Source organism: Amycolatopsis sp. NPDC114478 (assembly GCF_055633805.1).
On the sequence record NZ_JBVKDO010000036.1, the window covers coordinates 57,281 to 77,720 of the forward strand.

At 70.6% G+C, this 20,440-nt stretch carries 20 protein-coding genes; 14 read left to right on the forward strand and 6 right to left on the reverse strand.

All coding sequences use genetic code 11. The features are described 5' to 3' along the window. The first annotated feature begins 24 nt into the window (after positions 1–24). The 3 genes from ACZ7OH_RS48595 to ACZ7OH_RS48605 are packed head-to-tail and all read left to right on the forward strand — an operon-like array spanning position 25 to position 3,011. Positions 25–750, forward strand: a complete 726-nt coding sequence (locus ACZ7OH_RS48595; RefSeq protein WP_470287151.1) for a dienelactone hydrolase family protein — start codon at positions 25–27, stop codon at positions 748–750. A 21-nt stretch (positions 751–771) separates the two neighbouring features. Continuing rightward, complete coding sequence (locus ACZ7OH_RS48600; protein ID WP_470287152.1) at positions 772–2,340, forward strand: sensor histidine kinase; 1,569 nt, start codon at positions 772–774, stop codon at positions 2,338–2,340. Continuing rightward, positions 2,337–3,011 carry a response regulator gene (locus ACZ7OH_RS48605; protein WP_470287153.1) on the forward strand — a complete coding sequence of 225 codons (675 nt, stop codon included), beginning with the start codon at positions 2,337–2,339 and terminating at the stop codon, positions 3,009–3,011. The genes ACZ7OH_RS48600 and ACZ7OH_RS48605 overlap by 4 nt, the downstream gene beginning before the upstream one ends. On the opposite strand, the gene ACZ7OH_RS48610 is transcribed toward ACZ7OH_RS48605, so the two are convergent. Beyond that, positions 2,956–4,089 (reverse strand): FAD-dependent monooxygenase, encoded by a 1,134-nt coding sequence (locus tag ACZ7OH_RS48610; protein ID WP_470287173.1) that lies wholly within the window; start codon positions 4,087–4,089, stop codon positions 2,956–2,958. The genes ACZ7OH_RS48605 and ACZ7OH_RS48610 overlap by 56 nt on opposite strands. A 31-nt stretch (positions 4,090–4,120) precedes the next feature. Here ACZ7OH_RS48610 and ACZ7OH_RS48615 point away from each other — a divergent pair, with 31 nt between their 5' ends. Continuing rightward, positions 4,121–4,654 (forward strand): TetR/AcrR family transcriptional regulator, encoded by a 534-nt coding sequence (locus tag ACZ7OH_RS48615; protein WP_470287154.1) that lies wholly within the window; start codon positions 4,121–4,123, stop codon positions 4,652–4,654. 355 nt (positions 4,655–5,009) lie between these two features. Here ACZ7OH_RS48615 and ACZ7OH_RS48620 read toward each other — a convergent pair whose 3' ends face one another. The 4 genes from ACZ7OH_RS48620 to ACZ7OH_RS48635 all read right to left on the reverse strand — a co-directional run bounded on the left by ACZ7OH_RS48620 (position 5,010) and on the right by ACZ7OH_RS48635 (position 9,964). Next, complete coding sequence (locus tag ACZ7OH_RS48620; RefSeq protein ID WP_470287155.1) at positions 5,010–5,774, reverse strand: ABC transporter permease; 765 nt, start codon at positions 5,772–5,774, stop codon at positions 5,010–5,012. Next, the gene (locus tag ACZ7OH_RS48625; RefSeq protein ID WP_470287156.1) at positions 5,771–6,688 is read right to left on the reverse strand and encodes an ATP-binding cassette domain-containing protein; all 918 of its coding nucleotides are present in this window, start codon (positions 6,686–6,688) and stop codon (positions 5,771–5,773) included. The genes ACZ7OH_RS48620 and ACZ7OH_RS48625 overlap by 4 nt, the downstream gene beginning before the upstream one ends. Before the next feature lie 70 nt (positions 6,689–6,758). Then, on the reverse strand, positions 6,759–9,137 hold the full coding sequence (hrpB, locus tag ACZ7OH_RS48630; RefSeq protein WP_470287157.1) for an ATP-dependent helicase HrpB: 2,379 nt from the start codon (positions 9,135–9,137) through the stop codon (positions 6,759–6,761). Continuing rightward, complete coding sequence (locus ACZ7OH_RS48635) at positions 9,134–9,964, reverse strand: glutamate ABC transporter substrate-binding protein (protein WP_400902130.1); 831 nt, start codon at positions 9,962–9,964, stop codon at positions 9,134–9,136. Before ACZ7OH_RS48635 ends, hrpB begins: the two co-directional genes overlap by 4 nt. A gap of 67 nt (positions 9,965–10,031) precedes the next feature. On the opposite strand from ACZ7OH_RS48635, the gene ACZ7OH_RS48640 reads away from it, so the two are divergent. The 6 genes from ACZ7OH_RS48640 to ACZ7OH_RS48665 all read left to right on the forward strand — a co-directional run bounded on the left by ACZ7OH_RS48640 (position 10,032) and on the right by ACZ7OH_RS48665 (position 13,819). Next, positions 10,032–10,559: a MauE/DoxX family redox-associated membrane protein gene (locus ACZ7OH_RS48640; protein ID WP_470287158.1), complete on the forward strand. Its 528-nt coding sequence runs from the start codon at positions 10,032–10,034 to the stop codon at positions 10,557–10,559. A gap of 72 nt (positions 10,560–10,631) precedes the next feature. Then, a complete protein-coding gene (locus tag ACZ7OH_RS48645; RefSeq protein ID WP_470287159.1) occupies positions 10,632–11,369 on the forward strand; it encodes a DsbA family protein in 738 nt (245 codons plus the stop codon). Positions 11,370–11,479: 110 nt separating this feature from the next. Next, positions 11,480–11,827, forward strand: coding sequence for a hypothetical protein (locus ACZ7OH_RS48650; protein ID WP_400902138.1), 348 nt, complete (start codon positions 11,480–11,482; stop codon positions 11,825–11,827). After that, a complete protein-coding gene (locus ACZ7OH_RS48655; RefSeq protein WP_470287160.1) occupies positions 11,824–12,933 on the forward strand; it encodes a C40 family peptidase in 1,110 nt (369 codons plus the stop codon). The genes ACZ7OH_RS48650 and ACZ7OH_RS48655 overlap by 4 nt, the downstream gene beginning before the upstream one ends. A 4-nt stretch (positions 12,934–12,937) precedes the next feature. Further along, positions 12,938–13,318, forward strand: a complete 381-nt coding sequence (locus ACZ7OH_RS48660; protein WP_372669628.1) for a YbaB/EbfC family nucleoid-associated protein — start codon at positions 12,938–12,940, stop codon at positions 13,316–13,318. A gap of 6 nt (positions 13,319–13,324) precedes the next feature. Further along, positions 13,325–13,819 (forward strand): YbaB/EbfC family nucleoid-associated protein, encoded by a 495-nt coding sequence (locus ACZ7OH_RS48665; protein WP_470287161.1) that lies wholly within the window; start codon positions 13,325–13,327, stop codon positions 13,817–13,819. A 97-nt stretch (positions 13,820–13,916) separates the two neighbouring features. Here the strand turns inward: ACZ7OH_RS48665 and ACZ7OH_RS48670 are convergent, their stop codons facing one another. Further along, positions 13,917–14,408: a mycothiol transferase gene (locus ACZ7OH_RS48670; protein ID WP_470287162.1), complete on the reverse strand. Its 492-nt coding sequence runs from the start codon at positions 14,406–14,408 to the stop codon at positions 13,917–13,919. 154 nt (positions 14,409–14,562) lie between these two features. Here ACZ7OH_RS48670 and ACZ7OH_RS48675 point away from each other — a divergent pair, with 154 nt between their 5' ends. From ACZ7OH_RS48675 to ACZ7OH_RS48690, 4 genes are all read left to right on the forward strand, one after another. Next, on the forward strand, positions 14,563–16,389 hold the full coding sequence (locus ACZ7OH_RS48675; protein WP_470287163.1) for a glycoside hydrolase family 3 protein: 1,827 nt from the start codon (positions 14,563–14,565) through the stop codon (positions 16,387–16,389). A gap of 28 nt (positions 16,390–16,417) precedes the next feature. Next, positions 16,418–17,689, forward strand: a complete 1,272-nt coding sequence (locus tag ACZ7OH_RS48680) for an RICIN domain-containing protein (protein ID WP_470287164.1) — start codon at positions 16,418–16,420, stop codon at positions 17,687–17,689. A gap of 58 nt (positions 17,690–17,747) precedes the next feature. Further along, on the forward strand, positions 17,748–19,058 hold the full coding sequence (locus ACZ7OH_RS48685) for a glycoside hydrolase family 1 protein (RefSeq protein WP_470287165.1): 1,311 nt from the start codon (positions 17,748–17,750) through the stop codon (positions 19,056–19,058). A gap of 70 nt (positions 19,059–19,128) precedes the next feature. Continuing rightward, the gene (locus ACZ7OH_RS48690) at positions 19,129–20,313 is read left to right on the forward strand and encodes a lipid-transfer protein (RefSeq protein ID WP_470287166.1); all 1,185 of its coding nucleotides are present in this window, start codon (positions 19,129–19,131) and stop codon (positions 20,311–20,313) included. The last annotated feature ends 127 nt before the right edge of the window (positions 20,314–20,440 follow it).

The following is a 20,440-nucleotide window of genomic DNA, read 5'->3' on the forward strand; positions in this document are numbered from 1 at the left end:
GTGGAGATCATGCATCATGCGGACATGAGCATCGAGACGTCCACGGTCCGTGTCGGCGACCTCTCCGCGTACCTGGCCCGCCCGGCCGGGGGCTCGGCGTCCGGGATGCTGCTCCTGCCGATGATCACCGGCATCGGCGAGCAGGTCCGCGCCTGGGCCGGAGAGCTGGCCGGCCGGGGCATCACCGCATTGACCTGGGACGTCTTCCACGGCGCGAGCACCGACAACACGTCCCGCGAGGAGCTCGGCGCGAAGCTGGGCGAGCTGCGCGACGAGGCCGCGTTGGCGGAGCAGACGGCGTTGCTCGACCACCTGCTCGGCGACCTCGGGTGCACGTCGGCCGGGGTCATGGGGTGGTGCCTGGGCGGCCGGTTCGCGCTCCTGCTCGCCGCCCGTGACCAGCGGCTTACCGGCGTGGTCGCCTACCACCCGACGGTCCGCGACCCGGCGCCGCCGAACCACGAGCTGGACACGGTCGATTTGTCGACCCGGATCACGGCGCCGGTGCTCGTTGCCTACCCGGAGGCCGACGCCGTCGTCTCGCACGAGACGTTCGGCCTGCTCCAGGCCGCGCTGCAGTCGCGGGCGCGCGGCGCGACGTTCACCCAGCACTTCCCGGGCGCCGAACACGGCTTCAGCGACTCCTCGCGGCACGGCACGACCGTCAACGCCGAGGCGTTCGCGCTGTCCTGGCCGCAGACGCTCGCCTTCGTGGACACCTTGACTTTCGGCAGTGGTCCCGCCCGGTGACGGGCTTGTAGCTTCGGTCCGGTGCGAGAGGTGACGAAGCGCAGGTGGCGAGTGGTGCTCGACGTGCTGCTCGGGCTGTTCCTGGCGTTCATCGTCGCCTCGGACACCGTCGGCTCGCGGTCGTACTGGGAGCTGGCGGCCGGACTCGCCGTCGTCGCCGGATCGGTCGCGGCGGCCCGGCGGTACCCCACCGTCTCGCTCGGCATCGCGGTGGCCGGGGCCCTCGCCGTGCCGTTCCCGTACCGCGACCGCGTGCCCGTCTGGGTGGTGTTCGTGCTGGTGGCGATGTGCTACCAGGCCGCGTTGCGGATGGAGCGGGCTCGCACGGGGTTGCTGATCGGCGCCGCCGTGGTGGTGCTCGGCCTGCCCTTGGCGCTGGTCGTGGGTCCCGACGGCGTCGGCGACTGGGCCGCGATGGTCGCGATCCTCGTGTTCGCCGGGCTGTCGCCGTGGCTGCTCGGCCGGTACGTCCGGCTGCGCGGCGACCTGGCCCGGACGGGCTGGCGGCGCGCGGAGGAGATGGAGAGCCGGCAGCGCCTGGTCGCCGACCAGGCCCGGCTGCGCGAACGCGCGCGGATCGCCAGCGACATGCACGACTCGCTGGGTCACGAGCTCAGCCTGATCGCCGTCCGCGCGGCGGCGCTGGAGGTCGCGGGCGGCCTCGACGACGTCCAGCGCGACGCGGCCGCGCAGCTGCGGACCAGCGCGGCGGCCGCGACCGAACGGCTGCGCGAGATCATCGGCGTGCTGCGCGAGGACGCCGCGCCGGTCGAGCCGGTACAGGGCGACCTCGCCGAGCTGATCGCCCGGGCGCAGGCTTCGGGACTGTGCATCGATTCCACTGTGGACACCTCGGTGGCGCCGCCGATGGTGGCGCGGGCGGCCTACCGCGTCGTGCAGGAAGCGTTGACGAACGTGGCGAAGCACGCGCCGGGGGCTGCGGTCGGCGTGCGGGTGGTCAGCGCCGGCGCCGAGACACTGGTGAAGGTCGTGAACGAGCGGCCGCCCGCGGGTCCGTTGCCGGGGGCCGCGTCCGGGCATGTGGGGCTGATCGGGCTGCGGGAGCGCGTGCGGCTCGTCGGCGGGACGCTGCAGGCCGGGCCGCACGAAGGCGGGTTCGCCGTCACCGCGACGCTGCCGCACGACGCCGCGCCGGTCGAGGAGACGCCGGAGCTGCGGGAGGCGGCCGACGACGCCGTCGGGCAGTCGACGTCCGCGCGGGCGCTGGAGCTGGCCCGCCGGGACGTCCGGCGCAGCCTGGTGCTCGCGGTCGCCGTCCCGCTGGCGTTGTTCGGGCTGGTCCTCGCGGTCGGCGGGATCGCGTTCCTCTACCAGTGGAACACTTCGGAGCTGCCCGCCCCGGTCTACGACGGGATGCGGCTCGGGCAGGCCCGCGGTGAGCTGGCGCTGCCGGAACGCCAGCGCGTCGCCCGTCCGACGCGCGGGGAGCCCGCTCCGCCGCCGGGTGCGCAGTGCGAGTACTACGGCGCCGGGCGGTCGTTCCTGAACGACGACTACGCCGCTTACCGGCTGTGTTTCGCCGAGGGCAAGCTGGTTTCGAAGGACTGGTTCGCCGAGGGGGGATCGTGATCAGGGTCGTACTGGCCGACGACGAAGCGATGATGCGCGCGGGGGTGGCGGCGATCCTCGGCGCGGACCCGGGGATCGAGGTCGTCGCCGAAGCCGCCGACGGGCGGGCGGCGGTGGCCCAGGCCCTCGCCACGCACCCGGACGTCGTGCTGCTCGACATCCGGATGCCCGGGCTGGACGGGCTGGGCGCGGCCGCCGAGATCCGGCGGGTCCTGCCGTCGACCGGCGTCATCATGCTCACGACGTTCGGCGAAGACGAGTACATCGAGCGCGCGCTGGGGCTCGGCGCAGGCGGGTTCCTGCTGAAGTCCGGTGACCCGCGCGAACTGCTGGCCGGCATCCACGCGGTCGCCGACGGCGCGGCGTTCCTCTCGCCGAAGGTGGCTCAGCGGGTGATCGCGCGGCTGTCGGGCGGCCGGCTGACCCGGGCCGCGGCGGCGCGGTCGAAGGTCGGCCTGTTGACGCCGCGCGAGCGGGAAGTGCTGACGTTGCTGGGTTCCGGACTGTCCAATGCGGACATCGCGGCGAAGATGTTCGTCGTCGAGGGGACGGTGAAGGCGCACGTGAGCACGATCCTGACCCGGCTCGGGGTGAAGAACCGGGTGCAGGCGGCGATCACGGCGTACGAGGCGGGACTGGTCGGGGGAGACGCGGAGGCCGCCACCCCGTGATGTCACGTCCGATGTAGACCGTCGCTTTCGCTGGGAGAGCCTTCAGCAGTGCGGTGCGGAGTTTGACGGCGACCGGGTTGGCCAGCTGGGAGGTGAGCTTGCCCATCCGGACCGACTCGCGGACCACTTTCTGGCTGCGTGGCCGTCGTTGTCCGTCATAGGCTTTGAGTGCTTCTGTTACGTCTTGTTTGGACAGTTCGTAAGCCAGGACGATCGCGTCTTCGATGGCCTGGCAGCCGCCTTGGCCGAGGAACGGCGGCATGGCGTGGGCGGCGTCGCCGAGGAGGGCTATCCGGCCTTTCACGTAGGTCTTGAGGGGCGCGGCGAGGTAGTAGAGGTCGTGATGGAGCACGGATTCTTTCGGCGTGGCTTCGATCAGGGCAGGGATGGGGTCGTGCCAGGTTGCGACTTTGCTTCGGAGATCGTCCGGGCGGCCGCCGGGTTCCGTGACGTAGGAGACGAACCAGTAGACGTCGCCGCCGGTCAGCGGGAGGACACCGACTTCGGTGCCGCGGTCGAAGCTGGTGCCGAGCCGGGCGCCGGGGAAGTGCGTGACGCCGCGAAAGGCCGTGCTGCCGGAGTAGACGGGGCCGGGGTGGTCCGGGAAGAGCGCGCGGCGGACCGGGCTGCGAATGCCATCGGCGGCGACGACGAGGTCGGCCTGGAGTTCTCCGCCGGTGAAGCGGACTCGCCCGTCTTCGTGGACTTCGGTGACTTCGGCGCCGGTCTTGAGGCTTTCGGCCGGGACGGCGTTCTTGAGTGCGGCGATCAGGTCTTTCCGGTGGATGGCGCCGAGGGGACGGCCGTGGAGGCGTTCGAAGGCGTCGGCGTCGAACCGGGTGATTTGCCGGCCGCTTTTGTCCCGGAACCCGCCTTCCCGTTGGGGGGCGAGGTGTTCTGTCAGGTCGACACCCAGTTCGTCGAGGCAGCGCAGGGCGTTCGGCCAGAGTGAGATCCCGGCGCCGACGTCGCCGAACTCGTCGGCCTGTTCCAGGACGGTGACGGTCCACCCGATCCGGTGCAAGCCGGCGGCCGCGCTCAGGCCCCCGATCCCCCCGCCGACGACAACTGTGTGCATGGGGGCGACTCTACACCTGTAGAGTGTTTCTGTGGAGCGGATCCAGGTGATCGGCGACGCGGCGATCGAGGTGATCGCCGCGTCGGGCATGCGCGGGCTGACCCACCGGGCGGTCGACCAGGCGGCCGGGTTGCCGGTGGGGTCGACGTCGTACTACGCGCGTACGCGGGCGGCTTTGTTGTCGTTGACTTTCGCTCGGATTCTCGAGCTGGATCAGGTTTCTTCGCCGTCGGGTGGGTTGGCGGAGTCGATCGCTGGTTACGCGTTCGAGGCGGTAACTTCGGGGCGCGCCCGGATGTTGGCGCGGTACGAGTTCGCGTTGGAGGCGACTCGGCGGCCTGAGCTGCGGGAGCAGTACGACTCGGGTGGGGCGGTGATCCGTCGTGCCGCGGTGGAGATGTTCGCGGCGGCTGGGTCGTCGGATCCGGTGCGGCATGCGGGGTTGGTGGTGGATTGGATGGAGGGGACGATTTTCGGGGCTTTGGCGGGGGCTTCGGCTCCGCCTTCGCTGGAGTCATTGGTGACTAGTGCGCGGGAGATCCTGCGGGGCATCGGGGTGGGCTGAGGTCGGCGCCCGTCGGGCTGGTCTCGTGGTGGTGCTCGGCCTCGGTCGGGGTTCGGCTTGGTCGGGACGCTCGGCCTTTGCCGGTGCCCGGTGCCGTGATGGCGTTCGGCTTCTGTCGTGTGGTGGTGTTCGGTCCTTATCGTGTCTCGGTCTCGCGGTGGCGTTCGGTCTTTTCGCTGCTGAGCCTCGTGGGTGGTGCCGGATTCCAGCGGTGCGCCGCCCGGTTGTCCACAGGGCCCTGCGGATGTGGACAACCGGGCCTCGGCGCTCGTCCTTCCCGGTGTTTTGGCGGGCGTCCCGGATACGCTGGAAGCGGGGGCAGCCCCCAGGGAGGGCGGGCCGTCGTGGTCGGATCTCACGCGTCCCGGCGGCGCAACACTCCCGTCCCCACCGTCAACGCCACCGCTGCCCACGCCGCGCAGATCAGCAATCCCACCCAAGGCGCGTACGGTGCCACCGACTGCGTCACCGGGTTGGGCTGTCCTGACTCCACCATTGCGTTCACGCCCGCCATCCCCGGGAAGTACGGCACCAGCTTCGCCAATCCCAGCGAACCCACGATCAGCGGCAGCGGCACCAGCAGCACGATCACCGACACCAACGTCCCCGCCGCGCTGCGCAACGCCCAGCCGATGCCCGTGCACAACACCGCCAGCAGCGCGAAGTACCCGCCCATCCCCATCGCCGTTGTGAAAGCCGCCGGAAAGCTCGTCGGCAGGCCGTGGCCGTTCTTCAGCACCTCCGCGAGACCCATCGCGGAACACGACAAGACGACTCCCGACAAGAACAGCACCGGCACGAGCACCGCCGCCTTCGCGAGGGCCACCCGCGCTCGGATCGGGGTCCACAGCAGCGTCGAACGGATTCCGCCGCCTGCATACTCGCTCGTCACGAACGACGTTGCCAGCGCGATCACCGCGAACTGTGCCAAGTAAAACCCGCCGCCCAGGGCGATCGTGCTCGCTGACTGGGGGTCGTTGTCGTAGCGCTGGGCCACTCCGGACAGCGCGCTGTAGCCCAGTATCAGCGCCGCTCCCGTGAGCAACGACCACCACGTCGCCCGGACCGACCAGAACTTCGTCCACTCCGATGCCACCGCTCGGGCGTGCAGAACCGTCATGCCGATACCCCGTACTCCACCGAAGAAGCCGTCAACTCCATGTACGCCTGCTCGAGCGACGCCGTCCGTTCGGCGAGACCGTGCAGGCGGATCCCCAGTTCGTGCGCCACGTCGCCGATGCGTGTGACGTCGATGCCGTCCACCACCAGCTCGTCCGGCGACGACCCGGTGTGCGTGCGGCCGCCTTCGGTGCGCAAGCGGGCGTCGAGGGCCGAGCGGTCCGAATCAGCCGGGACGCGGACCGAGACCGTTGTGCGGGAATTGCCCGCGATGAACTCCGCGACCGGCGCGTCGGCCAGCAGCTTGCCCTTGCCGATCACGATCAGGTGGTCGGCCGTCAGCTGCATTTCGCTCATCAGGTGGCTTGAGACGAAGACCGTGCGCCCTTCTGCGGCCAGGGACCGCATCAGCTGGCGGACCCAGCGGACGCCGTCCGGGTCGAGGCCGTTGACCGGCTCGTCGAACAGCAGGGTGCCCGGGTCGCCGAGCAGCGCGCCGGCGATGCCGAGGCGCTGGCCCATGCCGAGCGAAAACTGGCCCGCCCGCTTGCCCGCGACGTCCGAAAGCCCGACGGTCGCCAGCACCTCCTCGACGCGGCTCACCGGGATCCCGTTGCTGCGCGCCATGGCCGTGAGGTGCTTGCCGGCGCTGCGCCCGGGGTGCAGCGCCTTCGCGTCGAGCAACGCGCCGACCTCGCGCAGCGGGTCCCGCAGCTCGGCGTAGCGCCGGCCGCCGACCAGGACCTCGCCTTCCTGCGGGTGGTCGAGCCCGACGGTCATCCGCATGGTCGTCGACTTGCCCGCGCCGTTGGGACCGAGGAAGCCGGTCACCTGGCCCGCGGCGACGTCGCAGGTCAGCGCGTCGACGACGGTCTTCTCCCCGTAGCGTTTCGTCAGTCCTCTGAGGGTGATCATGCGTCCGAGTCTGCGGTCCGCGGGGGCGCGCGGGCATCGGGCGACGGTCGCGACCGGACCCCGACTTTCGTCAGGTGCGGCGGCGGGCGTGCCGGGTCGGGACGGCGGTGGCCGGGTCCTCGGGCCAGGGGTGCTTCGGGTAGCGGCCGCGCAGGTCGGCGCGCACCGACGGGTAGCCGGTGGTCCAGAACGACCCGAGGTCCGCGGTGATCGCCGCCGGGCGGCCGGCGGGGGAGAGCAGGTGCAGGACGACCGGGACGCCGGCGATGGTGGGGGTTTCGGTCCACCCGAACGTTTCCTGCAGCTTGACGGCGAGCACCGGCTGGTCGCCGTGGTAGTCGACGCGGATGTGCGAGCCGCTCGGGACCTCGAGCCGGTCCGGGGCGAGTTCGTCCAGTTTGGACGCTTCCGGCCACGGCAGGAGGGCTTTGAGGGCGGTGCCGGCGTTGATGTTCGCGAGATCGGCTTTGCGGCGGGCGTTCGTAAGGTCGAGCCACTTGTCTACATCGGACAGAAGAGTGGCGTCGTCGACCGCGGGCCACGGCTCACCGACGACGCGGTGGAGGAACGCCATGCGCTCGCGGAGTCTCGTCGCGTCCTGGCTCCACTTCAGGAGGCCGAGGCCGTTCTCGCGAAGGCCGGTGACGAGGGCGTCGTGCACGTTGGCGTCGCGCAGGGGACGTTCGGACAGCGTGATGGCGCCGAGCTTGCGGACCCGGCGGGCGACGACGTCGCCGTCCCAGGTGATTTCGTCCACTTCGGACACCGGGGCGACGTGGGTGGCGAGCTTTTCGTCGGCGGCCGCGGCGAGGCGGATGGTGCCGTGGACGCGGCCGGGATCGCGAGTGGCTTCGGCGACGGCCAGCCACTCGGAGTCGAGGCCGCTGCCGGGCGGGAGTTCGGCCGCGGTGCCGCCGGCCATGAGGTAGACGGGGGCGCCGCCGGACCGCCGCCGCGCGAGCCGCTCGGGATGCGCGAGCGCGACGACCAGGGCGGGATCCGGCTTCCCTTCGCCGGTCACGAGCTTCGAAAGCCGTTGTACCTCCCGCTTCCAGCGTCGCGCGGGTTCGTCGCTCGCCGAGCGCAGCCTTCGGAGCTCCGCGTTCACGTCCGTCAGTGTCGCTCCCGCGTCCAACAGCGCCACCACCTCGGCCGCCGCGCGGGCGCCTACCTCCGAAGCGCCGTCCAGCAACGCTCGCGCCAGGCGAGGGTGCAGTCCCAGCTCCGCCATCCGTCGCCCGCGGGCGGTTACCGCCCCCGAAAGATCTGTCGCGCCCAACGTGACCAGCAGGGCACGGCCCGCCGCCAGTGCTCCCTCGCCCGGTGGGTCCCACCACGACAGCCCGCTTCCGTCCGGTGTCGACCAGCACGCCAGCTCCAGCGCCAGCCGCGCCAGCTCGGCCGTGCGGATCTCCGGTTCCGGGTACGCGGGGAGCAACGCCTGCTCGTGCGCGGCCCAGCACCGGTACGCCCGGCCCGGCCCCTCGCGCCCCGCGCGGCCCGACCGCTGCGTTGCCACCGCGGCCGAGACCCGTACCGTCGCCAGGCCGGGCAGGCCTCGCCGGTGGTCCACCCGCGGCACCCGCGCCAGTCCCGAGTCCACCACCGCGCGCACGCCGGGCACCGTCAAGCTCGACTCCGCCACCGCCGTCGCCAGCACCACCCGCCGCCGGGCACGCGGCCGCAGCGCGTCGTCCTGGTGCGCCGCCGACAGCCGGCCGTGCAGCGGCAGGACGTCCACATCGGACAAAGACAGCATTCCGGCCGTCCGTGCGATCTCCCCGGCGCCGGGGAGGAAAGCCAGGACGTCACCGTCCCCTGAGGACAGTGCCGTCCGCACCGCACGCGCGACGCACGCCTCGATGCGCTCACCCCGCGCCGGCGGCACGTAGGAAAACGAAACGGGGTACGTCGGCGCCGTCGCCGTGACCACCGGAGCTTCACCCAGAAGTGTGGCCAGCCGGCCCGAGGCCACCGTCGCCGACGTCGCCAGCAGCCGCAGATCGTCGCGCAGGCCCGCGCGGACGTCCAGGAGCAGCGCCAGCAGCAGGTCCGCGTCCAGGTGCCGTTCGTGGCACTCGTCCAGCAGCACCGTCGACACCCCGGGCAGCTCCGGATCGCCCTGCACCCGGCGCACCAGCAGCCCCGACGTCACCACCTCGACGCGCGTCCGCGCCGACACCTTCCGGTCGCCGCGCACGGCGTACCCGACCGTCTCGCCGACCGGCTCGCCCAACAGCGCGGCCATGCGAGAAGCCGCGGCACGGGCGGCCAAGCGCCGCGGCTCCGCGACGACGACCCGGCCGGACCCCGCAGAAGCCAGCGCCAGCGGCACCAGCGTCGTCTTCCCCGTCCCCGGCGGGGCGACGAGCACCGCGGTGCCGTGGTCGTCCAACGCCGAAAGCAGCTCGGGCAGGACCGCGCGGACGGGCAGGTCGGGCAGCTTCACTTCTCGGTGACCTCGGGTGGGGCAGGCAGTTGGTACCCGGACGGGCCGATGTTCGCGTTGAGCGAGCGCAGCCATTCGCCGGAGGAGATCATCTTGCGGATCGCGTCGTCGACGGCGTTCACGCCCTGGGTGTCGCCCTTGCGCAGGCCGACGCCGTAGCTCTCCTTCGAGAACGGCTTCCCGACGACCTTCAGCAGCTCCGGGTCACGCGTGACGTAGCCGGCGAGGATCACCCCGTCGGTGGTCATCGCGTCGATCTGGCCGGCGAGCAGCGCCGTCACGCAGTCCGGGTAGCGCGGGTACTCGACCAGCTGCACGGCCTGCGCGAACTTGTCCCTGACCTGCTGCGCGGGCGTCGAACCGGTCACCGAGCACAGCCGCCGCCCGTTGAGCGTCTCCGGGCCGGTGATGTCCGGGGACGTGCGCCGCACCAGCAGGTCCTGCCCGGTGGTGAAGTACGGCCCGGCGAACGACACGACCTGCTTGCGCTTGTCGGTGATCGAATAGGTCGCGACGACCAGGTCGACCGCGCCGGAGGTGAGGTCCGTCTCGCGCGTCGCCGACGTCGTCTCGCGCCACGTGATGTCCTTCGCGGCGACGCCCAGCTCCGATGCGACGAAAGTCGCGACGTCGACGTCGAACCCGACGAACCGGCCGTCCACGGTGTGCTCGGAAAGGCCCGGCGCGTCGAACCGGATGCCGATGGTCAGGTGATCCGTGGCACTGGCGCGGGTCACCAGCGAGTCGGTCGGCGAGACCTTCCCCGGCCCGCACGCCGACGCCGTGACCAGCAGCAACGCCGAAGCGAGGAGCATGCGCCACCGCATTCCGCCGCTCCCTCCACCGCTGCCGTGCCCTCACGAAGTTCTCAGGTCCTCCCGTTAGCCTAAGTGCGTGGTGCGACCGTCCCAACCCGTACTGGACGCCGTCGGCACGCTCGCCCGGGTGGGGCTGGCGGCCGTATGGCTCGTTTCCGGTGCGCTGAAGCTGGCGGATCCGGGGCAGACGCTGATCGCCGTGAAGGCGTACCAGGTGCTGCCGGACGCACTCGCCAACGTGGTGGCCATCGCGCTGCCGCTCGTCGAACTCGTGCTCGGGCTGTTCCTGCTCGCCGGCCTGGCGACCCGCTGGGTCGCCGGCGCCGCGCTGGTGCTGCTCGTCGTGCTCATCGCCGGGATCGCCCAATCGTGGGCGCGCGGGCTGAGCATCGACTGCGGGTGCTTCGGCGGCGGCGGCCAGGTGGCGGCGGGGCAGACCGAGTACCCGCAGGAGATCCTTCGCGACTCGGGGTTCGCGCTGCTGGCCGTGTGGCTGCTGGCGCGTCCGCGCACCTGGCTGTCGGTCGACGGCTGGCTCTCGCGGGGTCGCGGGAACTCCACCGAGCCCGAGCACGACTACTCGGGTATCGCGGAAGGGAACTGATACACAGTGGGTGGAGCTGAGCGGACCGCTCGGAAGCGTCGTCAGGCCACGCAGGCCGGGGGAGCGAAGGCGGTGGCCCAGGCCAGGGGCACGTCGACCGACAAGCGGAAGTGGATCATCGGGATCGCCGCCGTGGTCGTCGTGGCCGCGCTCGTGATCGGCGGCGTGATCTGGACGATCTCGGACAAGAACAAGACCAAGGGCCAGACGATCGCCGCCGGGGGTACGTCGCTGGCCGGCGACGTCACGCAGAAGCGCGACGGCGTCGTCGTCACCGTCGGCAAGGCGGGCGCGAAGGCCTCGATCGACGTCTACGCCGACTTCCTCTGCCCGATCTGCGGTCAGTTCGAGAAGACCTACAAGACCGACGTCGAGCAGGCGATCAACGACGGCAAGCTGCAGGTGCGCTACCACATGGTGCCGCTGCTCAACGACCGCTCGGACCCGCCCGGCTACTCGCTCGACTCGGCGAACGCGGCGCTGGCCGCGGCCGACGCCGGCAAGTTCCTCCAGTTCCACGACGCGCTGTTCGCCAACCAGCCGGAGGAGGGCAAGCGCGGCTACGACAAGGCGCAGCTGCTCAAGCTCGGCCAGGACGTCGGGATCACCGACCCGGCGTTCCAGGAGACGGTCAACGCGGGCACGTACGACGAGCAGTTGAACACCGCGTTCCAGCAGATCGAGAAGGATCCGAAGCTGGCGCAGGACTTCGGAAACGGGCAGAGCGGCTTCGGCACGCCGACGGTCACCGCGAACGGCGCGATCGTCAGCTGGCAGGACCCGGGCTGGCTCGCGAAGGTCACCGGCTGAGTCCGGGCAATTCGCCCACCCGGGTACGGACCGTCGACTAGGCTGACTCCCGCAGCAGGGGAACCGGGGGTCGCACGCGCACGTCGCACCCTCGGTGACAGGGAGGGCCAGTGGACGGTTCGCATCAGGGGTTTCACGTCGATGAGGGCGCGTACGCGCGGTACGCGCGCGAAGTCGACCCGCTCGGCGACGACGTCAAGGGCGCGGCCGACCAGCACGTCGGCCCGCACGTGACGCTCGGCGGCCACGGCTTCTCCGAGATGGGCGGCGAGTCCGGCTTCTCCGGCGCCTACAGCGGCCGCATGCGCGCGCTGCAGGAGAAGATGCACCGCGTCGGCGGCGGCTGGCGCCAGGTCGGCGCGGCCGCCCGGCAGACCGACCGCAACTACGCGGCGGTCGAGGCCGACCACGGTGACGTCGTGCGCAGGCTCGGCACCGACCTCGGGGACGGCGCGTGACCGAGCACCACACCGACCAGCTCGTCCGGCACAGCCTGGACACCACCAACCAGTTCGCGCGGAAGCTGCGCCACGACCCGGCCGCCATCGGGGGCGCGCGGGACGCGCACTACGCGCTGCAGACGTCGGTGGGCCGCACCCGCGACCACGCGTCCGACCAGCGCGTCGCCCTGACGTCCGCGAGCTCCGGCTCGACGGCCGACCGCGCCACCGCGACGTCGAAGAGCCTCGAGCGGGAGGTCCAGGACCTCCTCGACGAGAGCGCCGAGATCGAGAAGGCCGTCGCCGAGGCGGCCGAGACGCTGCACGTCGGCGAGATCAAGAACGACCAGGTCCGCGACCAGATCATCAAGGAGATCTCGGCGTCGATGAAGGCGCTGGCGGCGGTGAAGTCGATCCAGCCGCCGGAGAGCCGCGCCGCCGCGTCGCGCGACATCCTGATGAAGCTGCAGACGAAGATCAGCCAGCTCACCGGCCAGGCGGCGACCTTCAGCGAGCAGACCATCAACCAGCTCACCGACCTCGGCACGCGGCTCGGCGGTGGCGAGCAGTCGACGTCGACGTCCAGCGCGTCCTCGACGAAGGTGGGCTCGTCCTTCAACAGCAACAGCGGCTACTCCGGGGGCGGCGACTCCGGCGGCGGCGGGGGAGGCGGCGGCGCCGTCCACAAGCCGCGGCTGCCGGTCGCGATCCCGCCGCAGCCCGGCAGCGGCGTCGCGATCAACCTGCCCGGCGGCAAGCAGGTCATGGCGCCGAACGAGACCGCGGCCAAGGCCGTGCGCAACGCGCTTTCGCAGCTCGGCGTGCCGTACGTCTGGGGCGGCACCGCGCGAGGCGTCGGCCTCGACTGCAGCGGGCTGACCATGACGTCGTACCAGGACGCGGGGCTGCAGCTGCCGCGGACGGCGGCGCAGCAGACGGTCGGGGCCGAGGTGCCCTCGATCGACCAGCTGCTGCCCGGCGACCTGGTCGTCTGGTCCGGGCACGTGGCAATGGTGATCGGCGACGGCCAGATGGTCGAGGCCGGCGACCCGGTGCAGATCAGCAAGATCCGCACCACCAACGCGGGACAGTCGTTCATCGGTTTCTACCGGCCGACGGGGTGAGTTTGTGGCTGAATTCGACGTGGACCTGGCGGCCGCCCGGATCGCCGAGCAGGCGGACCGCGTGGAGGCCGACGTTTCGGCCCGGCTCGAGCGCTCGGGTCCGGTGGTGGGCAAGGCGTCCTCTTCGGACAGCACCATCGAGGTTCAGGTGGCGCCCGGCGGGTTGCTGACCGGCGTGACGATCCACCGGTCCGCGCTGCGGCACGGGTCGGCGGTCCTCGCCGACCAGATCCTCGAGCTGGCCCAGCGCGCGACCCGCCGCGCGGGCGACAAGATGTACCACGCGCTGGCACCGGTGGTGGACGCATCGCAGCTGGAAGTCCTGGGTTACGAACCGATCCCGGACGACGACCCGGACGCCGACACCTACTCGTACGGAAGGTGAGCGCCGGTGATCTCGACGCGTGACCTGATTTCCCAGGCCCGGGCCCGGGAAGCGGCGATGTCCAAAGTGGACGAATTGCTCGCGTCCGCCACCGGCACCGCCCATGACCTCGACGGCCAGGTGGAGGCGACGGTCGACGGACGCGGCAAGCTGCTGCGGCTGTGGCTGGCGCCGTCGGCGGTGAACCTGGGCGAACGGCTCGGGCCGCTGGTCGTGGAGATCGCCCAGGCGGCGATGCGCGAGGCGACCCAGGACGGTTACAACAAAGTGGCGTTGCTGCTGGGCGAAGACATGACGTACCTGATCGAGCGGATGACCGGGATGCCGGCCCCGGCCCGCGCCGAGGACGACGACCCGGGCATGACGGTCGAGGAGTTCCAGCGGCTGCGGGCCGAACGGCTGGGTGCCGCGCCTCCGGAGACCGCGGCGCCGGCGAGCGTCGAGGACGAGGACGCGTACTGGGAGTCCTTCGACCCGGCTTCGCTGCGCTCGGACCGCTAGTTCACCCCGGCCATGGACTCGCCGAAGAGGCGGCGCGCGGCGGGTGAGGTGAACTGGCGCTCCAGCTCCGATCACCCGCCAGCCTACCGGGGAGCCGTCATGCCAGCTGGGCGGTGGAGTTCGCGCCGTCCAGGGCCTCGCGGATGATGTCCGCGTGGCCCGCGTGCTGGGCCGTCTCGTGGATCAGGTGCAGCACTATCCGCCGGGCCGACCAGAACTGCGGCTCCGGGGGCGACCACGGCGTCGTCGGCCGCTGGACTTCGACGTCGAGCGAGGGCAGGGATCGCACGTACTCGTCGGTCTCGGCGGCGGCCGCCGCGTAGGCCGACAGCCAGTGCGAGAGCGTCTCGCTCATCGCGTACTGCGTCGTGTCGAGCATGCCCTCCGGCAGGGAACCGTCGCGGGTGCGCAGGATCTCGAGCCACAGGCGCTCGCCCGTCGCGAGGTGGCGGACCAAGCCGCCCAAGGTCAGTTCGCTGACCGTCGTGCGCCGGGCCGCTTGCTCATCCGAGAGGTCGCGCGCCGGGATCAGCAAGCGCTTCCGGACTTCGGCCAGCAGGCCCAGCAGGTCTTCGTGTTCGCGAGTCATGGCGGAACCGTACGAGCGAATTAGGTCAGTTCCTGACCGGAACCCGCAATCCCGCTGAGCGGAAACCGAGTTCGGTCAGAGGTCTGGACCAACGCCGAAAGCTTGTGTCTTAATTCAAGGCGTGAATTTCGGTCTCTCGACGAGGAGGACCCGGATGGGTCTCGGACGCAGACTGGGCGTCGGCGCGCTGGCCGTGGGGTTGCTGCTCGCTTCCGGAACCCCGGCCCTCGCCGGGAACGGCCCGGCGTACAAGGATTCCCGGCGACCGGTCAAGGTCCGCGTGGCCGACCTGATGTCGCGGATGACCCTCGACGACAAGCTCGGCCAGATGATGCAGGCCGAACGGCTCGGGGTCAAAAGCCCGGCTGACGTCACCACCGGGCGGCTCGGCTCGCTGCTGTCCGGCGGCAGCTCGCAGCCGACCCCGAACACACCCGTCACCTGGGCCGACATGTACGACGGCTTCCAGAAGGCCGCCCTCGCCACACCGCTCGGCATCCCACTGATCTACGGCGTCGACGCCGTCCACGGGCACAACGGCCTCTACGGCGCCACCGTCTTCCCGCACAACATCGGCCTCGGCGCGACGCGCGACCCGAACCTCGTGCAACGCATCGGCCGCGCCACCGCGGAAGAGGTCTCCGGCACCGGCATCGACTGGGACTTCGCGCCCTGCCTGTGCGTCGCCCGCAACGACCGCTGGGGCCGCACCTACGAGTCCTTCGGCGAGGTCCCGCAGCTGGCCACCGAGATGACGTCGATCATCACCGGCCTCCAGGGCCGCCGGCTGGACCAGCCGGGCTCGGTCATGGCCACCGCCAAGCACTACGTCGGCGACGGCGGCACCACCGGCGGCGTCAACGAAGGCAACACCGAGATCAGCGAGCAGGAACTGCGCCAGATCCACCTGCCGCCGTTCAAGGCCGCCGTCCAGCGCGGGGTCGGTTCGGTGATGATCAGCTACAGCAGCTGGAACAGCGTCAAGATGCACGCCAACTCGTACCTGATCAACGACGTCCTCAAGAAGGAACTCGGCTTCGGCGGCATCGTCGTCTCGGACTACAACGGCGTCGACAAGATCGACGGCAAGTCCGGGTTCACGCCCGAAGAGGTCGAGGCCTCGATCAACGCCGGCATCGACATGGTGATGGTCCCCTTCGAGTGGCAGAAGTTCATCGACACGCTGCGCACGCTCGTCCAGGACGGCCGCGTGCCGATGTCTCGCATCGACGACGCCAACCGGCGCATCCTGACGAAGAAGTTCGAGCTCGGCCTGTTCGAGCACCCGCTGACCGACCGCCGGTTCCTGAACACCATCGGCAGCGCGCAGCACCGCGACCTCGCGCGCCAGGCCGTCCGCGAATCCCAGGTGCTGCTCAAGAACGAGAACCACGTGCTGCCGCTGTCCAAGCGGGACAAGATCTTCGTGGCCGGCAAGAGCGCGGACGACCTCGGCAACCAGTCGGGCGGCTGGACCGTCGGCTGGCAGGGCACCAGCGGCCCGGTCATCCCCGGCACCACCATCCTGCAGGGCATCGAAAGCAGCTCGTCGAAGGTCACCTACGCCAAGGACGGCACCGGGATCGACCGGAGCTACGACGTCGCCGTCGCCGTCGTGGGGGAGACGCCGTACGCGGAAGGCAAGGGCGACCGTCCACAAGGGATGGGCCTGGACGCCACGGACCTCGCCACGCTGCAGAAGCTGAAGGACTCCGGCGTGCCGACGGTGGTCGTGCTCGTGTCCGGGCGGCCGCTGGACATCGCCGCGCAGCTGCCGGACTGGGCCGGGCTGGTCGAGTCCTGGCTGCCGGGCAGCGAGGGCCAAGGCGTCGCCGACGTCCTCTTCGGCGACTACAACCCGACCGGCAAGCTGCCGGTGACGTGGATGCGCAGCGCCGACCAGCAGCCCATCAACGTCGGCGACGGCAAGCCCGCGCTGTTCCCCTTCGGCTACGGCCTGCACTACTCGCGCCACTGGTGATCCCCGTCCCCCACCGGAAGGAACACGCATGCCCCGCCGTCCCCTGGTCAGAATCCTGGCCTTCTTCGCCGCCTGCCTGGGCTTGAGCCTGGGCGCACCGGCCGTGCAGGCCGCGACGCCGTTCAAGGTGCTCGCGTTCTACAGCGGCACCTACGACGCAGCGCACATCAGCTTCGAGAAGGAGGCCAACGTCTGGTTCGCCCAGCAGGCGGCGGCCAACGGCTACACCTACTCCTCGACGACCGACTGGAACCGGCTCACCGGCATCACCAAGTCCACTGCCGACGTCGTGATGTTCTTCGACGACCAGCCGCAGTCGGCCGCGCAGTTCCAGGGCTTCCAGACCTACATGCAGAACGGTGGCGGGTTCTTCGGCTTCCACGTCACGGCGTACAACGACAGCTCGACGCCGTCGTACGCCAACTGGTTCCACAACGACTTCCTCGGCACCGGCCGGTTCACGTCGAACACGTGGGGCCCGACGCCGGAGACGCTGAAGATCGAGAACCGCACGCACCCGTCGACGGTCAACCTGCCGGCGACGATCAAGTCGTCGACCTCGGAGTGGTACGCCTGGCAGAACGACCTGCGCCAGAACCCGAACATCTCCATCCTGGCGTCGATGGACCAGTCCACCTTCCCGATCGGCACCGACCCGAACCAGACCTGGTACAGCGGGTACTACCCGATCGCGTGGACGAACAAGAACTACAAGATGCTCTACGCCAACTTCGGCCACAACGCGATGAACTACGACACGAACACCGCGCTGTCGTCGACGTTCGAGAGCGCCGACCAGAACCGGTTCGTGCTCGACGGCCTGAAGTGGCTCGGCGGCGGTGGCACGACCACCCCGCCGCCGGACGGCACGATCGACCCGGCGGCGTGGTACGCCGTGTCGAACAAGGCGAGCGGCAAGTGCGTCGACGCCCGCGCCGCGGCCAGCGCCAACGGCACCGTGATCCAGCAGTACACCTGCAACGGGACCACGGCGCAGCAGTACCAGTTCGCCCCGACGAGCGGTGGCTACGACCGGATCAACAACCGGACCAACCCCGCCCAGGTCATCGACGTGACCGACGTTTCCACGGCCGACAACGCCGGCCTGCAGCTGTGGTCCTACAGCGGCGGGAACAACCAGCAGTGGCAGCCGGTCTCGGAAGGCGGCGGCTACTACCACTTCGTCGCCCGCCACAGCGGCAAGTGCCTGACCGTGCCGGGAGCTTCCACCGCGGACAGCGTGCAGCTGGTCCAAGCGACGTGCAACGGCGGCGCCGCTCAGTCGTTCAAGGTCGCCTAGCGGGTCGGCGCCTCCTCAGCTAACATGAATGACCTTCACGTTGGCTGAGGAGGGTGCCGTGGCGCGCCGGAACCGAGCGATCGTCGTCGTCCTGGCCCTGCTGGCGGGCCTGCTCGCGGGGGTGAGTCCCGCGGTCGCCTCGCCGGCGTTCTTCTGGGGTGTCGCCACCTCGGGCTACCAGTCGGAGGGCTCGGCGCCCGACAGCAACTGGCGCCGCTACGAGCAGGCGAAGACGTCGTCGATCAAGGAGCCCTACCGCGACGCCGTCGACTTCCGGCACCGCTACGCCGAAGACATCGACCGCGCCAAGCAGCTCGGCGTGAACGTCTTCCGCTTCAGCGTCGAATGGGCGCGCATCGAACCCCGGCCCGGCCAGGTGGACGAGGCGGAGCTCGCCTACTACGACGACGTCGTCCGGCGCGTCGTCGCCGCGGGCATGCGGCCGATGATCACCCTCGACCACTGGGTCTACCCGGGCTGGGTCGCCGACCAGGGCGGCTGGGACTCCGACCGCACGGTCGACGCCTGGCTGGCCAACGCCCGCCGCGTCGTCGACCGGTACAAGGGGCTCGGCGCGCTCTGGATCACGATCAACGAGCCGACCGTCTACCTGCAGAACGAGACCACCAACGGCGGGCTCGCCGGCTGGAAGCTGCCGTGGGCGCAGGCGCGGCTGGTGACGGTGCACCGCGCCGCGTACGACTTGATCCACTCCCTGGACCCCGGTGCGCTGGTGTCCAGCAACACGGCCTACATCCCGGCGGCGCAAGGCATCCTCGACGCGTCCTTCCTTGATCGGGTGCGGGACAAGCTCGACTTCGCCGGCCTCGACTACTACTACGGCGCGAGCCTCGACAACCTCAGCGCCGTCCACGCGGCGAACGGCGAGTTCTGGAAGGTGACGCCGCAGCCGGACGGGATCTACTACGCCCTGCGGTACTACGCGCGGAAGTTCCCGAACCTGCCGCTGTACGTCGTCGAGAACGGGATGCCGACCGACAACGGCAACGCGCGGCCCGACGGCTACACGCGTTCGGACCACCTGCGCGACCACATCTACTGGGTGCAGCGCGCGAAGGCCGACGGCATGAACGTCATCGGCTACAACTACTGGAGCCTCACCGACAACTACGAGTGGGGCAGCTACCAGCCGCGATTCGGACTGTACACAGTGGACGCTGCTACCGATCCGGCGCTGACGCGCCGGCCGACCGACGCCGTCGCGGCGTACCGGGACCTGATCGCCGGCCACGGCGTCCCGGCCGGCTACACGCCGGTGCGGCCGCCGGGCTTCTGCTCGGTCGTCGACGGGCTCGGCAGCTGCCTCGACCCGGCTCGCTACCCGGGTCCGGTCGCCCCGCTGGGCTGAGTTTGTGCCGCTGACCTGCGGGTCAGTGGTCCGCTCTTGATAAATACATGCCGGTCTGTATGTTTGTTGCATGGCGAACAGGGTGTACGTCGTCGGCGTCGGGATGACGAAGTTCGAGAAACCCGGGCGGCGCGAGGACTGGGACTATCCGCAGATGGCCCGCGAGGCGGGCACCAACGCGCTCAAGGACGCGGGGCTCGGCTACGACGCCGTCCAGCAGGCGTACGTCGGCTACGTCTACGGCGAGTCGACGTCCGGGCAGCGCGCCGTCTACGAGCTGGGGATGACCGGGATCCCCGTGGTCAACGTCAACAACAACTGCTCCACCGGCTCGACCGCGCTGTACCTGGCCGCGGAGGCGATCCGCGGCGGCCGCGTGGACTGCGTGCTGGCGCTGGGCTTCGAGAAGATGAAGCCGGGCTCGCTCGCGTCGACCTACGACGACCGCGAACAGCCGCTCGGTAACCACCTCCAGGCGCTCGCCGAGATCTCGGAGGTGCTGTTCCCGCCCGCGCCGTGGATGTTCGGCGCCGCCGGCCGCGAGCACATGCAGAAGTACGGGACCACGGCCGAGCACTTCGCGAAGATCGGCGAGAAGAACCACCGGCACTCGGTGAACAACCCGTACGCGCAGTTCCAGGACGTCTACTCCCTCGACGACATCCGCGCGTCGCGGATGATCTACGACCCGCTGACGAAGCTGCAGTGCTCGCCGACGTCGGACGGTTCCGGTGCGGTGCTGCTCGCCAGTGAGTCCTTTGTGGACGTCAACGGGCTGGCCGAGCGGGCCGTCGAGATCGTCGGGCAGGCCCTGACCACCGACTTCCGCAGCACCTTCGACGGCAGCGCGAAGAACATCGTCGGCTACGACATGACGCGTCAGGCCGCTCTGCAGGTCTACGAGCAGGCCGGGCTCGGGCCGGCGGACTTCCAGGTCGTCGAGCTGCACGACTGCTTCTCCGCCAACGAACTGCTCACGTACGAAGCGCTCGGCCTCTGCGAAGAAGGCGAAGGCGGCCACTTGGTCGACGCCGGGGACACGACGTACGGCGGCCGGTGGGTCGTCAACCCGTCCGGCGGGCTCATCTCCAAGGGGCACCCGCTCGGCGCGACCGGGCTCGCCCAGTGCGCCGAACTCACCTGGCAGCTGCGCGGCGACGCGGCCGCGCGCCAGGTCCCGGACGTGCGGGCCGCCTTGCAGCACAACATCGGACTCGGTGGCGCCGCCGTCGTCACCGCCTACCAGCGAGCTTAGGAGTCTCAATGAGCGTGTCAAGCGGCAGCTGCGGCCGTGCCCGGTGGTGAAGGATGGAATTCACGGCCGTCGCGCAGCAACGCCCAGACGACGTCGACCAGCCGGCGGGCCAGGGCGATCAACGCCT

Coding starts and splice junctions, on each gene's coding strand:
- ACZ7OH_RS48595 (WP_470287151.1), top strand. CDS start 25: ATGAGCATCGAGACGTCCACGGTCCGTGTCGGCGACCTCTCCGCGTAC.
- ACZ7OH_RS48610 (WP_470287173.1), bottom strand. CDS start 4,089: ATGCACACAGTTGTCGTCGGCGGGGGGATCGGGGGCCTGAGCGCGGCC.
- ACZ7OH_RS48620 (WP_470287155.1), bottom strand. CDS start 5,774: ATGACGGTTCTGCACGCCCGAGCGGTGGCATCGGAGTGGACGAAGTTC.
- ACZ7OH_RS48625 (WP_470287156.1), bottom strand. CDS start 6,688: ATGATCACCCTCAGAGGACTGACGAAACGCTACGGGGAGAAGACCGTC.
- ACZ7OH_RS48635 (WP_400902130.1), bottom strand. CDS start 9,964: ATGCGGTGGCGCATGCTCCTCGCTTCGGCGTTGCTGCTGGTCACGGCG.
- ACZ7OH_RS48670 (WP_470287162.1), bottom strand. CDS start 14,408: ATGACTCGCGAACACGAAGACCTGCTGGGCCTGCTGGCCGAAGTCCGG.
- ACZ7OH_RS48675 (WP_470287163.1), top strand. CDS start 14,563: ATGGGTCTCGGACGCAGACTGGGCGTCGGCGCGCTGGCCGTGGGGTTG.
- ACZ7OH_RS48680 (WP_470287164.1), top strand. CDS start 16,418: ATGCCCCGCCGTCCCCTGGTCAGAATCCTGGCCTTCTTCGCCGCCTGC.
- ACZ7OH_RS48690 (WP_470287166.1), top strand. CDS start 19,129: ATGGCGAACAGGGTGTACGTCGTCGGCGTCGGGATGACGAAGTTCGAG.